Consider the following 19,496-nt stretch of genomic DNA (forward strand, 5'->3'; position numbering starts at 1 on the left):
TAGCGGTGTATCAGGCCCACTGCCATCGCAGGCAAGCCAGCTCCCACATACACTCAGTTCCACTTGTTGATCTTCATGTGCTCCAGATTCTGGGTGGAACCGCTTCTCGCCCAAGCACGCTCGGACGTAACAGTTTCCATAAATCAATCAACCAGCCCCGCGCCAGCAGCGCTTCACTGGCCAGGCAGCGGGCGACCAGCAAGCCGGGCAGTTGGGTCAGGTCGCCGCGCACGGCATGGGGCAGAGCGCGGCAGGTTTCCAATAATTGCGGGTCTATATCGCCGGTCAGCAGCAACGTCGCAAACACCGGCTGCCCATCCAGCCCGATGGGCGAATCGAGCAAACCGTCGGCGCCTACAATGCGCTGGCGCTCATGCCAGAGCAACTGGCCGTCGCGGCGAATATCCAGGTGCGATTGAAAGTGGCCCTGGTCAAAACGTTCTCCACTGGCCGGGCGGCCGAGGGCCACCACGTCCCAGTAAAACAGCCGGGCATCGCCGTGTAGATCAATGCGCGTGCTGAGTTCGGCCTGGGCGGCACTGAACACGATGGTTTCCTGGGGCAGCCATTCCAGGGTCGCACCGGCCTCTACGGTCAACTCGAGCTGTTGAAACGCAGGGCCGCTGGCGCGATACCACTTGGCTGCGCCGGGGCTGGTCAGTTGCGCCCAGGCGCCATTGGCCACATGGGCGCTGATGTCCAGGCGGTCGCCACCGGCAATCCCGCCGGGCGGGTGCACGATGATGTGCTGGCACACCTCGGGGCCTTCGGCGTACAGGTGCTTTTGCACCCGCAGCGGGCCAAGGTGGCGGCGCATCACCGGGCGCGTGGTGTCGCCGAAACGCGCGTAGCCGAGTTCCAGCTCGGCATGCCAGCTGGGGGTGAACAGGGCAGGAGTAACGGGCAGGTTCATATTTTCGGGCTTATCGTCAGGACGCTACAGATTAAATCGTAACCAGCCCGCGTACACCTTCGCTTTCCATATTTTCACCGCGGCCCTGCTGCACGATTTCACCGCGTGACATCACCAGGTATTGGTCGGCCAGTTCGGCGGCAAAATCGTAGAACTGCTCCACCAAAAGGATCGCCATATCACCGCGTGCCGCGAGCTTTTTGATCACCGCACCGATCTCTTTGATGACGGACGGCTGGATGCCCTCGGTAGGCTCGTCGAGAATCAACAGGCGCGGGCGGCTGGCCAGTGCGCGGCCAATTGCCAACTGCTGCTGTTGACCGCCGGACAAGTCGCCACCGCGCCGATGTTTCATCTGCAGCAATACGGGGAACAGTTCATAGATAAACGCCGGGACTTCCTTGGCTTCGGAGCCTGGGAAGCGCGAGAGCCCCATCAACAGGTTTTCTTCCACCGTCAGCCGTCCGAAAATCTCCCGACCCTGGGGTACATAGGCGATGCCCGCGTGTACGCGCTGGTGCGGCTTGAAGCCGGTGATGGCCTTGCCTTCCCAGTTCACCGCGCCGTCTTTGGCCGGCAGCAAACCCATCAGGCATTTGAGCAAGGTGGTCTTGCCCACGCCGTTACGGCCGAGCAGGCAGGTGACTTCGCCGATCTTCACGTCGAATGAGAGCCCGCGCAGGATGTGGCTACCGCCGTAGTACTGGTGCAGCTTGTCGACTTGCAGCATGTTCAAAACCTCCTCAATTGATCGTTCCCACGCTCTGCGTGGGAATGCTGCACTGGACGCTCTGCGTCCGCTGTGTGACGCGGAGCGTCACCGAATGCATTCCCACGCGGAGCGTGGGAACGATCAGTTCGCGCCAGCGTCAGCGACCGAGGTAAACCTCGATGACGCGCTCGTTTTCCTGCACCTGTGCAAGCGACCCTTCGGCCAGCACGCTGCCCTGGTGCAACACGGTCACGTGGTCGGCAATCGAACCGACGAAGCCCATGTCGTGTTCCACCACCATCAGCGAATGCTTGCCCGCCAGGCGTTTGAACAGCTCGGCGGTGAACTCGGTTTCGGCGTCGGTCATGCCCGCCACCGGTTCGTCCAGCAGCAACAATTGCGGGTCTTGCATCAGCAACATGCCAATTTCCAGGAACTGCTTCTGCCCGTGGGACAACAACCCCGCCGCGCGTTGTGCCGAGGTGGTCAGGCGGATGGTATCGAGCACTTCCTCGATGCGGTCTTTCTGCTCACCGCTCAGACGCGCGCGCAGGCTGGCCCACACGGACTTGTCGGTTTTCTGCGCCAGCTCGAGGTTTTCAAACACGCTCAGGGCTTCGAATACCGTGGGCTTCTGGAACTTGCGGCCGATGCCGGCCTGGGCGATCTGCACTTCGCTCATGCTGGTCAGGTCCAGGGTTTCACCAAACCAGGCCTTGCCATGGCTGGGGCGGGTCTTGCCGGTGATCACGTCCATCAGCGTGGTCTTGCCCGCGCCGTTGGGGCCGATGATGCAGCGCAGTTCGCCGACGCCGATGTACAGGTTCAAGTCATTGAGCGCCTTGAAACCATCGAAGCTGACGCTGATGTCTTCCAGGGTCAGGATGGTGCCGTGGCGCGTGTTCAGGCCCTTGCCGGCGGCCTGGCCAATGCCGATGGCGTCGCGGCCGCTGCCTGCGTCGAAAATAGGTTCCAGCATGACGTTCCTCATTTCTTCAGCAGGCCGATGATGCCCTTGGGCAGGTAAAGGGTGACGATGATGAACAGCGCCCCAAGGAAGAACAGCCAGTATTCCGGGAAGGCCACGGTGAACCAGCTCTTCATGCCATTGACCACGCCAGCGCCGAGCAATGGGCCGATCAAGGTGCCGCGCCCGCCCAGGGCCACCCACACGGCGGCTTCGATGGAGTTGGTCGGCGACATTTCGCTGGGGTTGATGATGCCCACTTGCGGCACATACAACGCGCCTGCCAACCCACACAGCACTGCACTCAACACCCACACAAACAGCTTGAAACCGCGCGGGTCGTAACCGCAGAACATCAGGCGGTTCTCGGCGTCACGCAACGCCGTGAGCACGCGGCCGAACTTGCTCTGCGCCAGACGCCAGCCGGTGTACAAGCTGGCGACCAGCAACAATACGGTGGCTACAAACAGCACGGCCCGGGTGCCCGGCTCGGTGATGCCAAAGCCCAGAATGCTGCGAAAGTTTGTGAAGCCGTTATTGCCGCCAAACCCGGTTTCATTGCGAAAAAACAGCAGCATCCCGGCAAAGGTCAGCGCCTGGGTCATGATCGAAAAATACACGCCCTTGATCCGCGAACGAAAGGCGAAGAACCCGAACACCAAGGCCAGCAAACCGGGCGCCAAGACCACCAGGCACATGGCCCACAGGAAGTGTTCGGTGCCGACCCAGTACCACGGCAATTCGGTCCACGACAGAAAGGTCATGAACGCCGGCAGCTCATCGCCGGACGCCTGGCGCATCAAGTACATGCCCATCGCATAACCGCCGAGGGCAAAGAACAAACCGTGGCCGAGGGATAACATCCCCGCGTAACCCCACACCAAGTCCAGCGCGAGGGCGACGATGGCGTAGCAGAGAATCTTGCCCACCAGCGTCAAGGTGTAGGCCGAGACGTGAAACGGATTTTCCGGCGCCAGCAGCGAGCACAACGGCAGCGTCAGCAGCAGGATCAAAATGACCACGCCCACCGCTATCGTGACCTTGGGGCCGGCCTTTTGCGCGGCGGTAAGCATCAATGGCTGGTTCATCAGTCGATCACCCGTCCTTTCAGTGCAAAGAGTCCTTGCGGGCGTTTCTGGATAAACAGAATGATCAGCGCGAGGATCAGGATCTTGCCGAGCACGGCGCCGATCTGCGGTTCAAGAATCTTGTTGGCGATGCCCAGCCCGAAGGCGGCCATTACGCTACCGGCCAACTGGCCGACGCCGCCGAGCACCACCACCAGGAACGAGTCGATGATGTAGCTCTGGCCCAGGTCCGGGCCGACGTTGCCGATCTGGCTCAGCGCCACGCCGCCCAACCCGGCGATGCCGGAACCGAGGCCAAAGGCGAGCATGTCCACACGCCCGGTGGGCACGCCGCAGCAGGCCGCCATGTTGCGGTTCTGGGTGACGGCGCGCACGTTGAGGCCCAGGCGCGTCTTGTTCAGCAGCAGCCAGGTCAGCACTACCACGGACAACGCGAAGGCGATGATCACGATGCGGTTGTACGGCAGCACCAGGTTGGGCAGCACTTGAATGCCGCCGGACAGCCATTGCGGGTTGGACACTTCGACGTTCTGCGCACCGAACACCAGGCGCACCAGCTGGATCAGCATCAGGCTGATGCCCCAGGTGGCCAGCAGGGTTTCCAGTGGTCGCCCGTAGAGGTGGCGAATCACCGTGCGCTCCAGTGCCATGCCGATGGCCGCCGTGACAAAAAACGCCACCGGCAGTGCAATCAACGGGTAGAACTCGATGGCTGCCGGCACGTAGCGCTGCATCATCAGTTGCACGACGTAGGTGGAATAGGCGCCGAGCATCAGCATCTCGCCGTGGGCCATGTTGATCACGCCCAGCAGGCCGAAGGTGATCGCCAGGCCCAGGGCCGCGAGCAGCAGGATCGAACCCAGAGACATGCCGCTGAAGGCCTGGCCGAGGATCTCGCCGAACATCAATTTGCGTTTGACCTGGGCCAGGCTGGTCTCGGCGGCGGTGTGCACGGCGGCGTCGGTTTCGACACCGGGCGCCAGCAGTGCCTCAAGGCGTGTGCGTGCCAGCGGGTCGCCGGTGCCGCCCAACAGGCGCACAGCGGCGAGGCGAATGACCGGGTCGGGGTCGACCAGTTGCAGGTTGGCCAGGGCGAGGCTCAACGCGGTGTGCACGGCCTCATTGGTCTCGGCGGCCACTTGCTGGTCAAGGAATTTGAGCTGCGCAGGTTGTGCGCTTTTCTGCAGGGTTTGTGCTGCGGCCAGGCGCACCTTGGGGTCGGCGGCGAGCAGTTGCTGGCTGGCTTGCACGTTGTCGATCAGGCCGCGCAGGCGGTTGTTCAGGCGTAGGGTTTTGGTTTCACCGTTGACGTTCAGTTGGCCTTGTTGCAGCGCGTCCACCAGCTCGATGCGCGCCGGGTCGGGCTGGGCAGCCCAGTCCTGGAGCAGCTTGGCTTGTTGCATCGGGTTGGCGTTGATGAAGTCTTCGGCATCGCTGGCGTGTGCGGCAAAGGGCAGCAACAGCAGGGCGGCGAGGATGAAGCGGTAAAGGGCAGTGGGCATAGTCTTGGGCCTTGCTCGAACAAATGTGGGAGCTGGCTTGCCTGCGATGGCGGTGTATCAGATACACCCAGTTGTCTGCATCGCAGGCAAGCCAGCTCCCACAGGGTGTGTGTCAGCCTTAAGGGCCGACACCCCTCGGATCAGTTGCTCTTCACGGCATAGTCCGGCTTCTTGTCGTTGCCCGGAATGAACGGGCTCCACGGCTGGGCGCGGATCGGTTTTTCGGTCTGCCACACCACCGAGAACTGCCCGTCGGCCTGGATCTCGCCGATCATCACCGGCTTGTGCAGGTGGTGGTTGGTCTTGTCCATGGTCAGGGTGAAGCCCGACGGCGCGGCGAAGGTCTGGCCGGCCATGGCTTCGCGCACTTTGTCGACATCGGTGGACTTGGCTTTCTCAACCGCTTGGGCCCACATATGGATGCCCACGTAGGTGGCTTCCATCGGGTCGTTGGTCACGGCTTTGTCCGCGCCCGGCAGGTTGTGCGCCTTGGCGTAGGCCTTCCAGTCCGCAACGAACTTCTTGTTCACCGGGTTCTCCACGGACTGGAAGTAGTTCCAGGCCGCGAGGTTGCCCACCAGCGGCTTGGTGTCGATGCCGCGCAGTTCTTCTTCACCCACGGAGAACGCCACTACCGGCACGTCGGTGGCCTTCAAGCCCTGGTTGGCCAGCTCCTTGTAGAACGGCACGTTGGAGTCGCCATTGACGGTGGAGATCACTGCGGTTTTGCCGCCGGCCGAAAACTTTTTGATGTTGGCGACGATGGTCTGGTAGTCGCTGTGGCCGAACGGGGTGTAGACCTCTTCGATATCTTTATCGGCTACGCCTTTGGAGTGCAGGAACGAGCGCAGAATCTTGTTGGTGGTGCGCGGGTACACATAGTCGGTGCCGAGCAGGAAGAAGCGCTTGGCGCCGCCACCTTCTTCGCTCATCAGGTATTCCACGGCCGGGATCGCCTGCTGGTTCGGCGCCGCACCGGTATAGAACACGTTCGGCGACATCTCTTCACCTTCGTACTGCACCGGGTAGAACAGCAGGCCGTTGAGTTCTTCGAACACCGGCAGTACCGATTTACGCGACACCGAGGTCCAGCAGCCGAACACCACGGCCACCTTGTCCTGGGTCAGCAGCTGGCGACCTTTTTCGGCAAACAGCGGCCAGTTCGACGCCGGGTCCACCACCACCGGCTCCAGCATCTTGCCGTTCACACCGCCCTTGGCGTTGATCTCGTCGATGGTCATCAAGGCCATGTCTTTAAGCGAAGTTTCGGAGATCGCCATGGTCCCGGACAGCGAGTGCAGGATGCCGACCTTGATGGTCTCGGCGGCCTGGACGGTCCAGGTCAAACCCATGGCGGCAATGGATGCCGACAAAGTGAAAGCCTTGATCAAGCTACGACGCTTCATGGTGCGATCTCCGTAAACCGAAAGTGTTGTGGGGCAGATACGCAGGTCTTTGCAAAGGCTGTGCCTGCGGCGGCAAACACCGATGCCGGTGAGTGGTTGTTGCGGACATTGGCACGGGGGTGCACCAGCTTGGCGCTGCAATTGCCGTCAGGTGCAGGTGTGGCGCTAAAACAGGGCGAAGCGTTAGATAGGCAGCGCAAACGCTGTGCAGGGATGTTCCGGGATGAACGCTCAACCAATGTGTGTTGCGTGAGTTACGCAAAACCAATCGTTCCTGAGGCACGGCCTGTTCTGCTCAAGCCCATGACTAACTATTCACCTCTTGGGTGATGGGTGACCTGTTGAGAATGGCATCAGAACCCTGTGCCCAAGAGTCCTTGGGCACTGAGGCGGTTCTCACTATTCAGGGACGTTGCCATGACCATCAATTTGTCGCGCGAGGAGCGCGCAGCCAGTTCAAACCGAGGGACTACCCGTTTACCCGCCGTCAGCCCAGGATTCATTAACGAAGCCGACGCCGCTTATTGGGCGCACAAAAAAATAGGTGCGCGCAGAGACAAGGAGTACGGCGGGGTTGTTTTGAGGAAATATACGGGCAGGTATCATGCTACCGAGCCTGTGCCCGGCAAGGGCTTGCAGTTTGATCTGCGCGAGGTACTGACGGTCAGCGCCGATGGCCAATTTGAGCAACCCAAGGGTTACACCTGTGTGGCCTCCTACCATTCGCATCCTGCGGACCATGAGCTGACTCAGAAGGCCAATCCGAGCTTTGATAGTAAGACGGTCAAAGCTTTTTTGAGTTTTTTTTCCGATGGCGACTTTTGGCATGGGGTTAATAACCGAGATTTCTTTCCGGCAGCGTATTTGTCCGGCCCCGACGGCTCGCTGATCCGATACGCTTCAAGTGGCTCCGTTGAAGAGCGCAGCTTTGCGCTCTGGATAAAAGCAGGAAGGCCCCGCAATAACAAAGTTGCCCTGTTTGGTCCGTTCAGCACTTTTGTCAAAAAACTCTCGACGCTGGGTACCTTGAGCTTGATTGTTCCCACGGCACTGTGGGGCGGCTCGGCAGGCGACGTGCCCGCAGATTGGGTGGTGTTCCAACCCTTCAGCAGCGGTGCGCCAACCCCTCAGCCTTTGTTTACCGGCGTATTCACCGAAGTTCAGGCTGCGATTAACGTTTGTGAACCCGTTGCCGCGCCCGCACGCCAAATCGGCATCGTGATCAAGGCGCAAGGCGAAGGCCGGGCTGAGTATGCGGTTTCTCAGCCGGAGCCTGCGCAGGTGCTGGGGTGGCTGGCCGGTGACGCGTTGCCGGTACTGCCGGCCGGATGGGAACTGCACGGCATGTACGTTGATTCTAGTCCTGTACCCGAGCCTTTCCCGCCTATGCAAGCCTGGCTGTACCAGTGTTTTATCAGCCCGCTGGACTTGGCAACGCACATCGCTGGTTACCGCAGGTTATCCAAGACGCTATCTGTTGCCGCTGCCGGTTCGTTGTACATCCGCACAAGTGACGCAGCCGTTTTACGCTATGGCTTTTCTGGCTCCGACGCCGAGTCTCAACTTTTCGCTCAGGCGGCGGACGGTAGCGTCACGGATAACGGCATACAGGCGCTGCTGCAGGCGGGAACACTGCTGCCACAGGGGTTGGTAAAACAGGTGGCTGAGGCGGGCCAATTGAGTGTGGAGCGCACCAGCGATATTTGGGACAAGAAAGGTGCTGTGGACAAAATGTGGCGGCCTTTTTCCAAGATTCCCGAGCCGCAATTGAGCCCGGCTTTTATCACTGCCGACGACGCTGCCCGCTGGGCGCACGAGGTGATTGGCACGCGCCGCGACCTCGAATATGGAGGAGTCATACTCAAACGGGGTTATCGCTACTATGCCACCCATCCGATACCGGACCGCCGAGCGGTGTTCGAACATGGGCTCCTCTTGGCCAGGGACAGCGACGGTAACTTCATCGCCCCTGATGATTACAGCGCCGAGGCGTTCTACCACTCCCATCCCGTCACTAATATCGCGCAAGCAAGGATCAACTACCCCGACGACAGTGATGATCAGTTGCTGCTGCGTGGCAACTTCTATTCAAGGCCGGACCTACGCTTCAGCATCCGTAACCGGGCTTTCGCCAGGGCTCACTATCTCTCAGGACCGGATGATGCACTGATCAAATACGTCAGCAGCGGCTCGGCGCTCGAAAGCGCGTATTACCAGGAGCTGCATGGCGTGGAGGACAAGACCTCCAGTGATTTCGAGTCCAAGGTTGTCTGGAAACTGGCCGAAGCCGGCGAGCTGTCGGTGGTGATCCCCAACCCGGTTTGGGGTGGCGTTCGTGGACTTATCTCCAAGGGCTGGCGCATCAGGACGCCCGCGACAGCACAGCAGCAGCAACCCTTTTTCACCGAAGCCTACTCGCGGCCGGAGCATGCCGTGATGCGTGCGCTTGTACTTGCCGGTCCCGAGAACATTGGCACTAAGTTCGGGGTTGTACTCAAACATAGGCAAGAGAATATCTATGCGGCGACGTTGGCACTGCCCAGAAGTGTTCCCCTGTTTTCGCCCTCCGTGCTGTTTCCAAAACGCCAGGATGGCGGGGTGCGGCTACCTTCCCAGTACCGGCTGGAGGCTATCTACTTCAGCAGTTGGTATGAAACCAACGAAATTGCCGCTCGGGAAATCTGGTTGGCCAGTGCCTTCTTTACGCCGTCGCAGGTGGTCGCCGCCGCCCGCCAGGCACGGGCGACTCTGGCCATCCAGCACCGCACCCGTGGCTTGACCTTGTACATGCAGGCCTCTGATTCAGCGCTGCTGGCACTTAAAGTGCCCGAGGCCACGGCCACCTCCGAGCTGGTGCAGGAATCCAGCACCGGCGAGCTGCACGATAACGGTGCGCAAGCCGGCCTGCTCGATGGCACGCTAAGCCCGCGGGCTTATGTACGTCGGGTTATTAGCGCGACCGCACTGTCGGTGGTCGAGGCGGGCGGCTTGTGGCGATACGTGGGACCAGTGGATAACCGTCTGCTGGTGTCGTTCTACACGGCGACACTGAGCCGTTCGTTTCTCTCTGCACACGATGCGGCGGTGTATGCCCATGAGCAAGTCGGTAGTCGACGCGATCGTTACTATGGGGGTTACGTGCTCAAGGGCGAAGACGGTCGCTTTGTGATTACCGAGCCTATAGAAAGCCGCGAAAATCCATTTTTGTACACGCTGTTTTTCCCTTCCAGTAACCACGGCCCGCTGATCCCGCCGGAACCTTATGTGTTGCACGGGCGATACGGCTCTCATCCCGAATTGTCCATGGCCGACCCTGTTCCGATCCTGCGGCGCGGCTGGACACGGGACGAGGCGCTGATCAATCAGCAGGTGTTCTCCTGCAATGAAATGTACGCCATCATCCCGGCCGGGCGAGTGGCCTATCTCTCGGCGGCACCGAATTGTTTATTGGAATACACCCCAAACAAGTCTTCTGCAGAAACAACGCTCCTGGCTAATATCAGCCCTCAAGCCGGGGATAACAGCTTTCAGGCGCGACTTGATAGAGGGGACATCAAGCCCGCCGATTGGGTGTGGCGAGTGGCCGAGACGGGGGATTTGAAGATCATTCAGGGCAACCGGCTTTGGGGGCCGCGCTCGGTGGTCTACAGCGACTGGTCGGCCAATTACAACTACGCCCCAAGATCCGGCCCGCTTGACTACGTCACCTACGGCGCGGTGTTTACCAGTGCCGATGATGCGGCCAGTGACCTTCATGGGCGGGTGCATGGGCGTCATTTTCCCGAGGAGGCGTGCTATGCATTTATCCTCAAACACAAGGACAAGGACCAGTACATTGCGAGCGAGGTGGTCGGTGCCACCCGTACGGATGAGCTGTTCAATCGCTACCTTGTGTTTAAACGCATTACTCAAGACCAGTACCAGCTCCCAGATGGTTTTGAACTGCATGGGCTGTTTCGCTCGCAGCAATGGCTGCGTAAAAGGCTGAGACCTTCGAACGAATGGCTGGCTCGGTTTTTTGTCCAGCCTGATGTTCTGTACGCCGCTATCTATGAAGCCAAGGGTGGGGGTGCCGATAGCCTGCCGATTTATTTTTCAACGCATGACGGTGCGCTGTTGCGCTATAAGCCCCCACCGATTGACGTAACGTCCGGCGGTACGGCGGATACGTTGTTGGGTGACGCACAACGAGCGTTGGATTCCGGGATTAAGAGGCCCGTTGAATTCGTCAGGGAGTGGTCGCTGAGGGGGCAGCTTCAAGTGGTCCGTATCAGCCAGCTCTGGGATAAAGCAGGGTTGGTCAGTAATACCTGGACCAGTTACGCAACCTTGATGCCGCGACATTTAAGCCCCGCCTTCGCCAGCCCCGATGACGCGGCCCGCCACATAGCAACATTGACGGGCAACGGACATCGCCGCACTTATGGCGGGGGAATTCTCAAGCTGGTCAGCGGGTTATATGCCGCAACGGAGCCCTTGGCCATACCGCCCCAGGGGCTTGCTTTGAATTGGATCTACCCTGACCACGCGGTTTCAACAGGACTTTATCCGGGAGGCAGCACGATTGTGGCGCGCTATCGGACTCTGCTGGATCAAGAGGTGCCGCTGCTGCTGTCCAGCACTCAGAAAGCCATCTACAAAAGCATGATTCCGAGCACGGTACTGGCGAGTTTGTTGAACCGGGATGCCGACATCATGTGTGAGTATGTGTTCGGCGCTAATGGTTCGATCCTGAGTTATCAACTCTCGAACTCCATTGCGGAGAACTCGCTTAAAAACCGTCTGGAGGTACAGAGCCTGGCCAAAGACGACTACGTTGACAACCTCATCGAACAGCAAATCCGCAGCGGGGTTCTCACGCCGCTGGAGTTCGTCACGTTGGTGGCGAAGGCGGGTCAGCTGAGTGTGGTGAAAAATGATCGTTTATGGGGGCAGGCCAGACAGATAACGGGAGAGTTTGCGACGTCTAACGCTACGCCCAACCCCGGGGATATTCGCCAGGTATTGTTCGACTCAGCCTGTGGCCCGATCTTTACCCGGGCGTTCGATGCCGTCCGCTACGCCCAGCGTATGGCGAAACCGCAAACCGACGTATCGTTCGGTTACGTACTCAAAACCGTGAAAAAGTCGCTGTACATGACGACCCTGCCACTTGTCAGGGAGAAATTTGACGATTTCAGGCGGGTTTTTATCAACGGCCAGTTGCCCCAAGGTTATGTGCTGGAGGGCATGTACCTCTGTGCTTCGACGGTGGCGATTGCCCCGGCCGGCGATGAAATGGCGCATAGCTTTTTCCCCCCTCAAGACATTGGCAAAGCGTTGAACTTTCTCATCTACGCAAGCAACGGCAGGGCTCTGCCGTTGTACCTGATGTGTGGCGACGGGGCATTACTTAAATACCTGGTTCAAAAGACGGCGCAGTTATACGACTGGACGAAGAATGCGGTCTTGGAACGCTCCCAATTGTTAAACGGTACCCTCAAGGTGCGCGAATATGTGCGCCGCTTGGCTGCTATGGGCGAACTGGAAATACGGGTGACCAGTGTAGTCTGGGGCAGGAAAGAGCGGGTGATGGCGCAATGGGCACCGAAAAAAGCCCCCCATGCGTTTGCCGATGACCCGCATTCTCATTCGTTCTGTGGGCCGTTGTTTCTTTATCCCGACGATGCGGCGCGTTATGCCCAAGGCTTGGTGGCCCCTTTCCAGGACAAGCAATATTTGGGCGCGGTATTGATGCCGGATCAAATCCAGGGCTATGTCGCGATTGACCCGGTGGAGGACCAGGGCACGGGAGGTACGAGTACCCGAGAGCTGCTGTTTTGGATCGATCATGCCGGGTTCGATGTCCCCGCCGGTAATGTCCTGAGCACCTACAAGATCGCCGCCGTGCACGCGTTCTACAAAGCGATACCGTCGACTGTCAGCCGTGAGCCGAGAGATCAAAAATTGCTGACCCACTTCGTCTCCAAGGATGACCTGCGCGGCTATCTGGCGGTGATCCGCAGTAATGCGCCCTATGCCAAGAGTTGCTACCTGTCCAGCCGGGGCGGCGCCCTGCTCAAATATGTACCGGCGTTCACGCAGGCTGAAACCACCTTGCTCAGTCCTGGTGATGCACCAGACCCTAGTGTGCTGGTCAGTCAATTGCGCGCTCAAGGCAGCCTGTCAATATTGGTCGCCGATGCTTTCTGGATGCGCGTGGGCGTATTGGGTGCAGAGTGGAACGGGGGCGAAGCGCTGTCCGAGCCGCAAGTCGGCAAGTTTTGGTATGAGGGTGAAAGGGATGAACTCTGACTCTAGCGCTTGCGCATCAACCCGATAAAAAACAGCCCGCCAATCGCTGCCGTGGCCACGCCAATGGGCAAGTCTTCGGGGGCGATCAGGGTGCGCGCAGCGACGTCAACCCATACCAGGAACAGGCTACCCAGCAGTGCACACACCGGCAATAAACGCCGGTGTTCGGCGCCCACAAGGCGCCGCGCAATATGCGGCACCATCAGCCCGACAAAACCGATGGAACCGCTGATGGACACCAGCACGCCGGTCATCAATGACGCCACCATAAACACTTTGAGGCGCACATTGCGTGCGTTGAGGCCCAGGGTCACGGCGGTCTGTTCGCCGGCCATCAACGCGTTCAGCGGCCGCGCCATGCCCACCAGTACCAGCAAGCCTAGAAAGACGGTTGCGGTGGGGATCGCCAGCAGCTCCCAGCGCGCCAGGCCCAGACCGCCCAGCATCCAGAACATCACCGCCGAGGCGGCGCGATGGTCGCCCATGAACAGCAGCAGGTTGGCCGCTGCCATCATCACGAAGGACACGGCTACGCCGCACAACAGCAGGCGATCACTTTCCAGGCGGCCGTTACGACTGGCCACCGCCAGCACCACCAGCATGCTCAGCAAGGCGCCGATAAACGCTGCGATGGGCAGCGTCAGCAGCCCGACGATTTCACCCACATGCAGCACCACGATCACCGCGCCCAGGGTGGCGCCGGAGGTCACGCCGAGCAGGTGCGGGTCGGCCAGCGGGTTGCGCGTCACCGCCTGCAACACGGCGCCGATCAATGCCAACCCGGCGCCGACCAGCGCACCGAGCAACATGCGCGGCACGCGGATCAGCCACACGATATGTTCCTGGCCAGTGCTCCAGTTGGCCTCGCCAAGGCCGAAGGCCTTGTTGAGCAAAATCCGCCACACCACGTCCGCCGGCACCCGCGCCGAGCCAAACCCCAGCGAGATCACGCAAGAGACCAGCAACACCGCGCCAAGCGCACTCAACAGCAGGGCATAGCGGCGGCTGATCATTCGCCGTGGAACCCTTTGGCCAGGGTTTCCACCGCCACCACGTTGTCGATTCCCGGCGTGGCCTGCACATACGGGATCACGATAAAGCGCTGATTCTTGATGGCGTCCACCGACTGCAACGCCGGGTTATCCAACAGGAATTGTTCTTTCTGCGCGGCGGTGATTTCGCTGTAATCGACGATCACGATCACCTGCGGGTTGCGCTCCACCACGGTTTCCCAATTGACGCGGGTCCAGCTGGCGTCGATGTCATCGAGGATATTGCGCCCGCCGGCAGCGGTGATCAGTGCTTGCGGCATGCCCAGGCGGCCGGAGGTCATGGCGCGGTCTTCGCCGCTGTCATAGAGGAACACCCGAGGCTTGTCGGCGGGCAGGTGCTGTTGCACCTCGGCCACTTGCGCCTGCATCTGCGCGATCAAGGCCGTGGCGCGCTCCTGCACATCGAAGATCTTGCCCAGGTTGCGCAGGTCGTTATAGGTGTCGTCCAGGGTCGCCGCCGGGCGCTTCATCACGAAAGCGCAGGACTCGGTCAACTCGTAGACGTTGATGCCCAGTGGCTGCAAGGTTTGCGGCGTAAGGTCACCGCCCACGCGCATGCCGTAATCCCAACCGGCGAAGAAGAAATCCACGTTGGCGTTGAGCAGGGTTTCCACCGACGGGTACTTGCTCGCCAGTTCCGGCAGGCCGTCGAGGATTTCGGCCATTTGCGGCGTGACCGACTTCCAACCGGTGACGCCGCTGTAGCCGGCCATGTGATCCTTGAGGCCCAGGGCGAGCATCATCTGGGTCATGTTGATGTCGTGGCTGACCGCGTGTTTCGGCGCTTCCTGGAAGGTCACGTCGCGGTTGCAGCTTTTGACGGTCACCGGGTAATGGGTCGCATCGGCAAACGCTTGGGCCGTGCCGAGCAACAACGCGAGAGACAACAGGGAGCGCAGGATCATGGTTGGGTTATCCAGGTGATTCGGGGGTAGCCGGCCAAAGGGTGAGCGTCGATCAAGGCTTCGACGCCGAAGACATCACGCAGCAACTCGGCGGTCAGCACTTGGTGGGGCGTGCCGCTGGCGACAATGCGCCCGTGGTTGATCACGTACAAACGATCACAGTAGGCCGCGGCCAGGTTCAGGTCGTGAATGCTGGCCAGGGTGCCAATGTTCAAGCGCTTGACCAGCCGCAGCAACTCCAGCTGATAGCGCGGGTCGAGGTGGTTGGTCGGCTCATCGAGGATCAGCAGTTGCGGCTGCTGCGCCAAGGCGCGTGCGAGGATCACGCGCTGTTTTTCGCCGCCCGAGAGCGTGGCGAACGCGTGGTCGTCGAAGCCGTGCATGCCGACCGATTCCAGTGCCTGCCGGATGAGATGCTGGTCGTGCAGTGTGTCGCCATCGAACAACCCCTTGTGGGGCGTGCGGCCCATGGCGACCACTTCGTCCACGCGCAGGCCGAAGGTGTCGGGGAACTCCTGCAGCACCACAGCGATGCGTTGTGCGCACCACTTGGCGCTTTGCTTCCAGACATTCTGGTGTTCGAGCAGCACGTCACCGCGTTCGGGTTTGCTGAAGCGATAAGCGCAGCGCAACAGGCTGGTCTTGCCACTGCCGTTGGGGCCGATCAGCCCTACAAACTCCCCCGCGCCGACCTGCAGGCCGGCATCCCGCAGCTGGAAGCGGTGGTTGCAGTGGTCGTGGCCGGGTGGAGTCCAGCCAAGGTCGGTGAGGGTGAGTGAAGCCATCAATATTCTCAAGTTCAACACAGTTAATGGTGGGAGCTGGCTTGCCTGCGATAGCGGTGTATCAGGCAGACCGCTATCGCAGGCAAGCCAGCTCCCACACTGGTCCATGTGTTTCAGTTAGAAGGTGTAGTCCGCCGTGACGAAGAACGAACGCGGCTCACCCAGTATCCACTGTTGACCATTGTTGTACTGGCTGACGGCGTAGGTGCGGTTGAACAGGTTGTTCAGCTCAAGGCCCAGGGTGGTATTGCGCATGGCTTTCCACGATACGGTGGCGTCGGCCACGGTGTAGCTCGGCACTTCGCTGCTGTTGGCGGTGTCGGCATAACGGGCGCTGACGTAACGCACACCGGCACCGGCGCGAATGTCATCGGTCAACGCCTTGCTCAACCACAGGTTGGCGGTGCGGTTGGGCACGTCCACCGGGCGGTTGCCGTCGCGGGAAACCGCCTGGCCGTTGACCACTTCGGAAAAGTCATCGTACTGCGCCCGCACAATGGCCGCGTTGGCTTGCAATTGCCAGGCGTTGGGCAGTTGCAGGTCGAGGCTGGCTTCCAGGCCGTTGGACGATTGCTGGCCGACTTGCTCCTTGAGCGTGGTGCCGGGAATGCTCACCAGCAGTTTCTTTTTGACGATGTGATAAGCCGCCAGGGTCCATTCGCCACGCGCGTCCCAGAACGCCTGCTTGAAGCCGATTTCGGCCTGTTTGGCGGTGGACAAACCAAACTGCTGCTGGCTCGGGCTCAGGCTGATCAGGCTGCCGACACCGTCGGTGCTGGTGGCGTACTGGCCGTAGACCGAGGTGTTCGGTGTGATCGCGTAGACCAGGCCGGCCTTCCAGTTGTTGCCGGTCAGGGTCTTGTCGGAGTCCTGGTTCGCGGTTGTCAGGTCATTGCTGTCGATGTGCAGGTAGTCGCGGCGCGCGCCGGTGATCAGCAAGAGTTTGTCGGTCAATTGCAGGCGGTTTTCGGCGAAGGCCGCGAGCTGCTTGGTGGTGGTGACCGCTTGTGGAATGAACGGGCTGCTGCTTTCAAACGGCTGCGGCACCGGATGTTGAATATCCACCGGCTGGCCGCCGCCCGGCATGTCGCTAAACGGCGCGTTGCTGGCCAGGCGGAAGCGAATGCGGTTGTACTCGACGCCTGTGACCGTCTGGCTGTCGAGGCCCAACAGCGTGTGTTTGAAGGTGATCGTCTGGCGGTCACCGACCTGTTCCTGGTTGTGCTTGATGCCCAGGTAGTCCTGACGCACCAGGCCGCCATCCACAAAATTGTAGCTCTCGGCGTTCTGCCAGCGGCGCTGGTTTTTCAGGTACGACAGCTCGTTGGTGGCGCTGACGTTGTCGTTGATCTGCCACTCGCTGGTCAGGCGCGTCCACTGGTCGTTGTAGTGCTGTTTGTCGTTGCTGACGTTGTAGTTCTTGTCGCGCAGGCCTTTGTGCAACTGGCCGTTGATCAGCGGCGTGCCGTAATAGTTCTGCGGGCTCTGGTCGCCGTAGTCGTGGGCCAGGGTAACACTCAGGTTATCGGCCGGCTGCCAGCGCAGCGCGCCGCTGACGAAGTCGCTGGCGGAGTCGCCGCGTGCGATAAAGCCGTTGCTGCGCAGGCGGTTGACGTTCAGGCGGTAGCTCAGGGTGTCGGTCAGCGAGCCGCCGCTGTCCAGCGCTTGCTGCTGGCGGTCATCGGAGCCATAGCCCAGGCGCACATGGTTTTCGATTTCGCCGCTGAACGGCTTCTTCGCAATGGTATTGATCACCGCACCGGTGGCGCCCTGGCCGTACATCACCGAGGCCGGGCCGCGCAGCACATCCACGCGCTCAACCGACCAGGTATCCACCGGGAAGGTGGAGGTGCCTGCACCGTCGAACATGCGCTGCCCGTCGTACAGCTGCAGTACCGAACTCTGCCCTGTAAAACCACGGGCCTGCAACGACGTGCCGCCGTCGCCCGGCGAGCCGGTGCGGCTGATGCCGGTGGCGCGGGAGATGGCGTCCTGCACACTGGCGTCGCCGCGTTCGCGGATCTTCTCGCCGGTCTGGCTCTCGACACTGCCTGGGGTTTGCAAGGCGGTGAGGTTCAGGCGCGAACCGGCAGTGGTCGGCGTGTTCAGGTCGACACGTTCGTCATCCACGGCGGGCGCGGTCACGGGGCTGGCGGGCAGGGTCAGCGCCTGGGCATTGTTGTGCAGGGCGAGCAGGCATACGCCGCACGCAAGGTACTTGTTCATCGGTCGATCAATCGCTTCTTGAAAGGGTGTGCTCGCCGCAGGGCGCGGCGAGCAACGATAACGCAGAAAGTGTTATAAGTTAACGCTTATTGGCTGCGCGACAAAAGTCGCGCAAGGCTACAGAAGGCCTCTGCCGTGGGCATCTCGCCTGCCTCATGCAGAACCTGAGGCAGATTCACGTTGGTTGAAAAGGCGCGCCAGCACCAAACGATCCAATGCCCACACCACGACCAGCGACGCGCCCACCAGCGGAAAAATAATCGCCAGTGCGAGCATGATCACCATCGCGGTTTTCCACTTGGGCAGGTCATGGCGCAACGGCGGCACGCCCAGCCCACCGTGTGGCCGACGTTTCCACCAGATCACCACGCCACTCACCGCACTGAGCAGAATCATCAGGCAGATCACCAGCACGATCAGCTGATTGACCCAGCCGAACATCTTGCCTTCATGCAGCATCACGCCGGTTTCGGTGGCGCGTGCGACGAGGTTGTAGTGTTCCCAGCGTACATCAGCCAGCACTTTGCCGGTGTACTGGTCCACATGCAGGGTCGCGTCATTGCGTGGGTCGTTGGCGAACACCGCGACGGTGAACACGCCTTCGGCGGTGGTGGGGAACGTGATGCTGTAGCCGGGTTCGACCTTGCGTGCGTTGGCCAGGTCGACCACTTGTTGCAGGCGTACAGTCGGCGCGGCAGGACCTGAATGCATGGCGCCGTGGTTCATATGTTCGGCGTGGTCGCCGGACATCGGCATCGGCGTGTTCTCCATGGCCCACGGCACGGTCTGCCGGCTGGCCGTATTGAGGCTGCGCGCTTGCTGGTCGGACTGCGGCACGTTGTTCCACATCGCTGCGGGAAACTTATTCCACAGCTCGGCGTATTGCTTGCCCCAGAAGCCGGTCCAGGTCATGCCGCTGAGCAGCATCACCAGCAAAAATGCCGCGCCCCAGAAACCGGCGACCGCATGCATATCGCGCCAGAACACTCGGCCACGGCTGTTGAACCGTGGCCACAACACCCCGGCCGAAGACTTGCCGCGTGGCCACCACAGGTACACGCCGGACACCACCAGCATCACGCCCCAACCGGCGGCGAGTTCCACCAGGCGATCACCCACGGTGCCGATCATCAGCTCGCCATGCAGTGCGCGGGCGATGGCTTGCAGGTTGTATTTGGCATCCTGTTCACCGAGGACGGTGCCGCGATACGGGTCGACGAATACCGTCACGTCGCGGCCATCGTTGTGCATCACGAACTGCGCGCTGCTGGTGGCGTCGGCAGGTGGCAGGTATTTGCTGATTTTGCCTTGGGGAAAGGCTGCCTGGGCGCGTTGCAGTTGCTCGTCGGCGCTCAGGGCGTGCTCGGCACTTTGCACCTTGAGCAGGTTGCCGTACATCAGCGGGTCGAGCTGGGGTTTGAACAGGTAGATGATGCCGGTGAGAGCCAGCAGCACCATGAAAGGGGCGACGAAAAGGCCGGCGTAGAAGTGCCAGCGCCAGGCCAGGTTGTAGAAGGAAATTTTTGGGGTGGTCATCATTAGGCTCCGCAAGGCTTTCAATTTTTTGTGTTGGTTACACCGCTATCGCAGGCAAGCCAGCTCCCACGGGGGAATGAATGCAATCCAAGTGTGGGAGCGGCGGTGCG

At 60.7% G+C, this 19,496-nt stretch carries 12 protein-coding genes; 1 reads left to right on the top strand and 11 read right to left on the bottom strand.

All coding sequences use genetic code 11. The features are described from left to right. Positions 1 to 73 precede the first annotated feature (73 nt). From AOA59_RS14255 to urtA, 6 genes are all read right to left on the bottom strand, one after another. Positions 74 to 913, bottom strand: coding sequence for an urease accessory protein UreD (locus AOA59_RS14255; protein ID WP_099487952.1), 840 nt, complete (start codon positions 911 to 913; stop codon positions 74 to 76). A gap of 31 nt (positions 914 to 944) precedes the next feature. Next, entirely contained in the window at positions 945 to 1,643 is a 699-nt protein-coding gene (gene urtE, locus AOA59_RS14260) for an urea ABC transporter ATP-binding subunit UrtE (protein WP_065930636.1), read from the bottom strand. Between the two features lie 139 nt (positions 1,644 to 1,782). After that, on the bottom strand, positions 1,783 to 2,616 hold the full coding sequence (gene urtD / locus AOA59_RS14265; protein ID WP_162238858.1) for an urea ABC transporter ATP-binding protein UrtD: 834 nt from the start codon (positions 2,614 to 2,616) through the stop codon (positions 1,783 to 1,785). Further along, on the bottom strand, positions 2,613 to 3,680 hold the full coding sequence (gene urtC / locus AOA59_RS14270; protein ID WP_099487954.1) for an urea ABC transporter permease subunit UrtC: 1,068 nt from the start codon (positions 3,678 to 3,680) through the stop codon (positions 2,613 to 2,615). Before urtC ends, urtD begins: the two co-directional genes overlap by 4 nt. Further along, the gene (gene urtB / locus AOA59_RS14275) at positions 3,680 to 5,182 is read right to left on the bottom strand and encodes an urea ABC transporter permease subunit UrtB (RefSeq protein WP_099487956.1); all 1,503 of its coding nucleotides are present in this window, start codon (positions 5,180 to 5,182) and stop codon (positions 3,680 to 3,682) included. The genes urtC and urtB overlap by 1 nt, the downstream gene beginning before the upstream one ends. Positions 5,183 to 5,322: 140 nt before the next feature. After that, the gene (urtA, locus tag AOA59_RS14280) at positions 5,323 to 6,588 is read right to left on the bottom strand and encodes an urea ABC transporter substrate-binding protein (RefSeq protein ID WP_056860479.1); all 1,266 of its coding nucleotides are present in this window, start codon (positions 6,586 to 6,588) and stop codon (positions 5,323 to 5,325) included. A 417-nt stretch (positions 6,589 to 7,005) separates the two neighbouring features. Here urtA and AOA59_RS14285 point away from each other — a divergent pair, with 417 nt between their 5' ends. Continuing rightward, the gene (locus AOA59_RS14285) at positions 7,006 to 12,882 is read left to right on the top strand and encodes a DUF4329 domain-containing protein (protein ID WP_099487959.1); all 5,877 of its coding nucleotides are present in this window, start codon (positions 7,006 to 7,008) and stop codon (positions 12,880 to 12,882) included. Between the two features lie 2 nt (positions 12,883 to 12,884). On the opposite strand, the gene AOA59_RS14290 is transcribed toward AOA59_RS14285, so the two are convergent. The 5 genes from AOA59_RS14290 to AOA59_RS14310 form a co-directional block, all read right to left on the bottom strand. After that, positions 12,885 to 13,895, bottom strand: a complete 1,011-nt coding sequence (locus AOA59_RS14290) for an iron ABC transporter permease (protein ID WP_099487960.1) — start codon at positions 13,893 to 13,895, stop codon at positions 12,885 to 12,887. After that, positions 13,892 to 14,839: an ABC transporter substrate-binding protein gene (locus AOA59_RS14295; RefSeq protein ID WP_099487961.1), complete on the bottom strand. Its 948-nt coding sequence runs from the start codon at positions 14,837 to 14,839 to the stop codon at positions 13,892 to 13,894. The genes AOA59_RS14290 and AOA59_RS14295 overlap by 4 nt, the downstream gene beginning before the upstream one ends. Beyond that, complete coding sequence (locus AOA59_RS14300) at positions 14,836 to 15,624, bottom strand: ABC transporter ATP-binding protein (protein WP_099487963.1); 789 nt, start codon at positions 15,622 to 15,624, stop codon at positions 14,836 to 14,838. Before AOA59_RS14300 ends, AOA59_RS14295 begins: the two co-directional genes overlap by 4 nt. A 117-nt stretch (positions 15,625 to 15,741) precedes the next feature. Then, complete coding sequence (locus AOA59_RS14305; RefSeq protein ID WP_099487965.1) at positions 15,742 to 17,850, bottom strand: TonB-dependent siderophore receptor; 2,109 nt, start codon at positions 17,848 to 17,850, stop codon at positions 15,742 to 15,744. A 153-nt stretch (positions 17,851 to 18,003) separates the two neighbouring features. Continuing rightward, complete coding sequence (locus AOA59_RS14310) at positions 18,004 to 19,386, bottom strand: PepSY domain-containing protein (protein ID WP_099487967.1); 1,383 nt, start codon at positions 19,384 to 19,386, stop codon at positions 18,004 to 18,006. Positions 19,387 to 19,496 lie beyond the last annotated feature (110 nt).

The organism is Pseudomonas sp. 2822-15, from assembly GCF_002742515.1.
In the GTDB taxonomy this organism is placed as follows: Bacteria; Pseudomonadota; Gammaproteobacteria; order Pseudomonadales; family Pseudomonadaceae; genus Aquipseudomonas; species Aquipseudomonas salomonii.

Coding starts and splice junctions, on each gene's coding strand:
- urtE (WP_065930636.1), bottom strand. CDS start 1,643: ATGCTGCAAGTCGACAAGCTGCACCAGTACTACGGCGGTAGCCACATC.
- AOA59_RS14300 (WP_099487963.1), bottom strand. CDS start 15,624: ATGGCTTCACTCACCCTCACCGACCTTGGCTGGACTCCACCCGGCCAC.
- AOA59_RS14290 (WP_099487960.1), bottom strand. CDS start 13,895: ATGATCAGCCGCCGCTATGCCCTGCTGTTGAGTGCGCTTGGCGCGGTG.
- urtC (WP_099487954.1), bottom strand. CDS start 3,680: ATGAACCAGCCATTGATGCTTACCGCCGCGCAAAAGGCCGGCCCCAAG.
- AOA59_RS14255 (WP_099487952.1), bottom strand. CDS start 913: ATGAACCTGCCCGTTACTCCTGCCCTGTTCACCCCCAGCTGGCATGCC.
- urtD (WP_162238858.1), bottom strand. CDS start 2,616: ATGAGGAACGTCATGCTGGAACCTATTTTCGACGCAGGCAGCGGCCGC.
- AOA59_RS14310 (WP_099487967.1), bottom strand. CDS start 19,386: ATGACCACCCCAAAAATTTCCTTCTACAACCTGGCCTGGCGCTGGCAC.
- AOA59_RS14295 (WP_099487961.1), bottom strand. CDS start 14,839: ATGATCCTGCGCTCCCTGTTGTCTCTCGCGTTGTTGCTCGGCACGGCC.
- AOA59_RS14285 (WP_099487959.1), top strand. CDS start 7,006: ATGACCATCAATTTGTCGCGCGAGGAGCGCGCAGCCAGTTCAAACCGA.
- urtB (WP_099487956.1), bottom strand. CDS start 5,182: ATGCCCACTGCCCTTTACCGCTTCATCCTCGCCGCCCTGCTGTTGCTG.
- AOA59_RS14305 (WP_099487965.1), bottom strand. CDS start 17,850: ATGAACAAGTACCTTGCGTGCGGCGTATGCCTGCTCGCCCTGCACAAC.
- urtA (WP_056860479.1), bottom strand. CDS start 6,588: ATGAAGCGTCGTAGCTTGATCAAGGCTTTCACTTTGTCGGCATCCATT.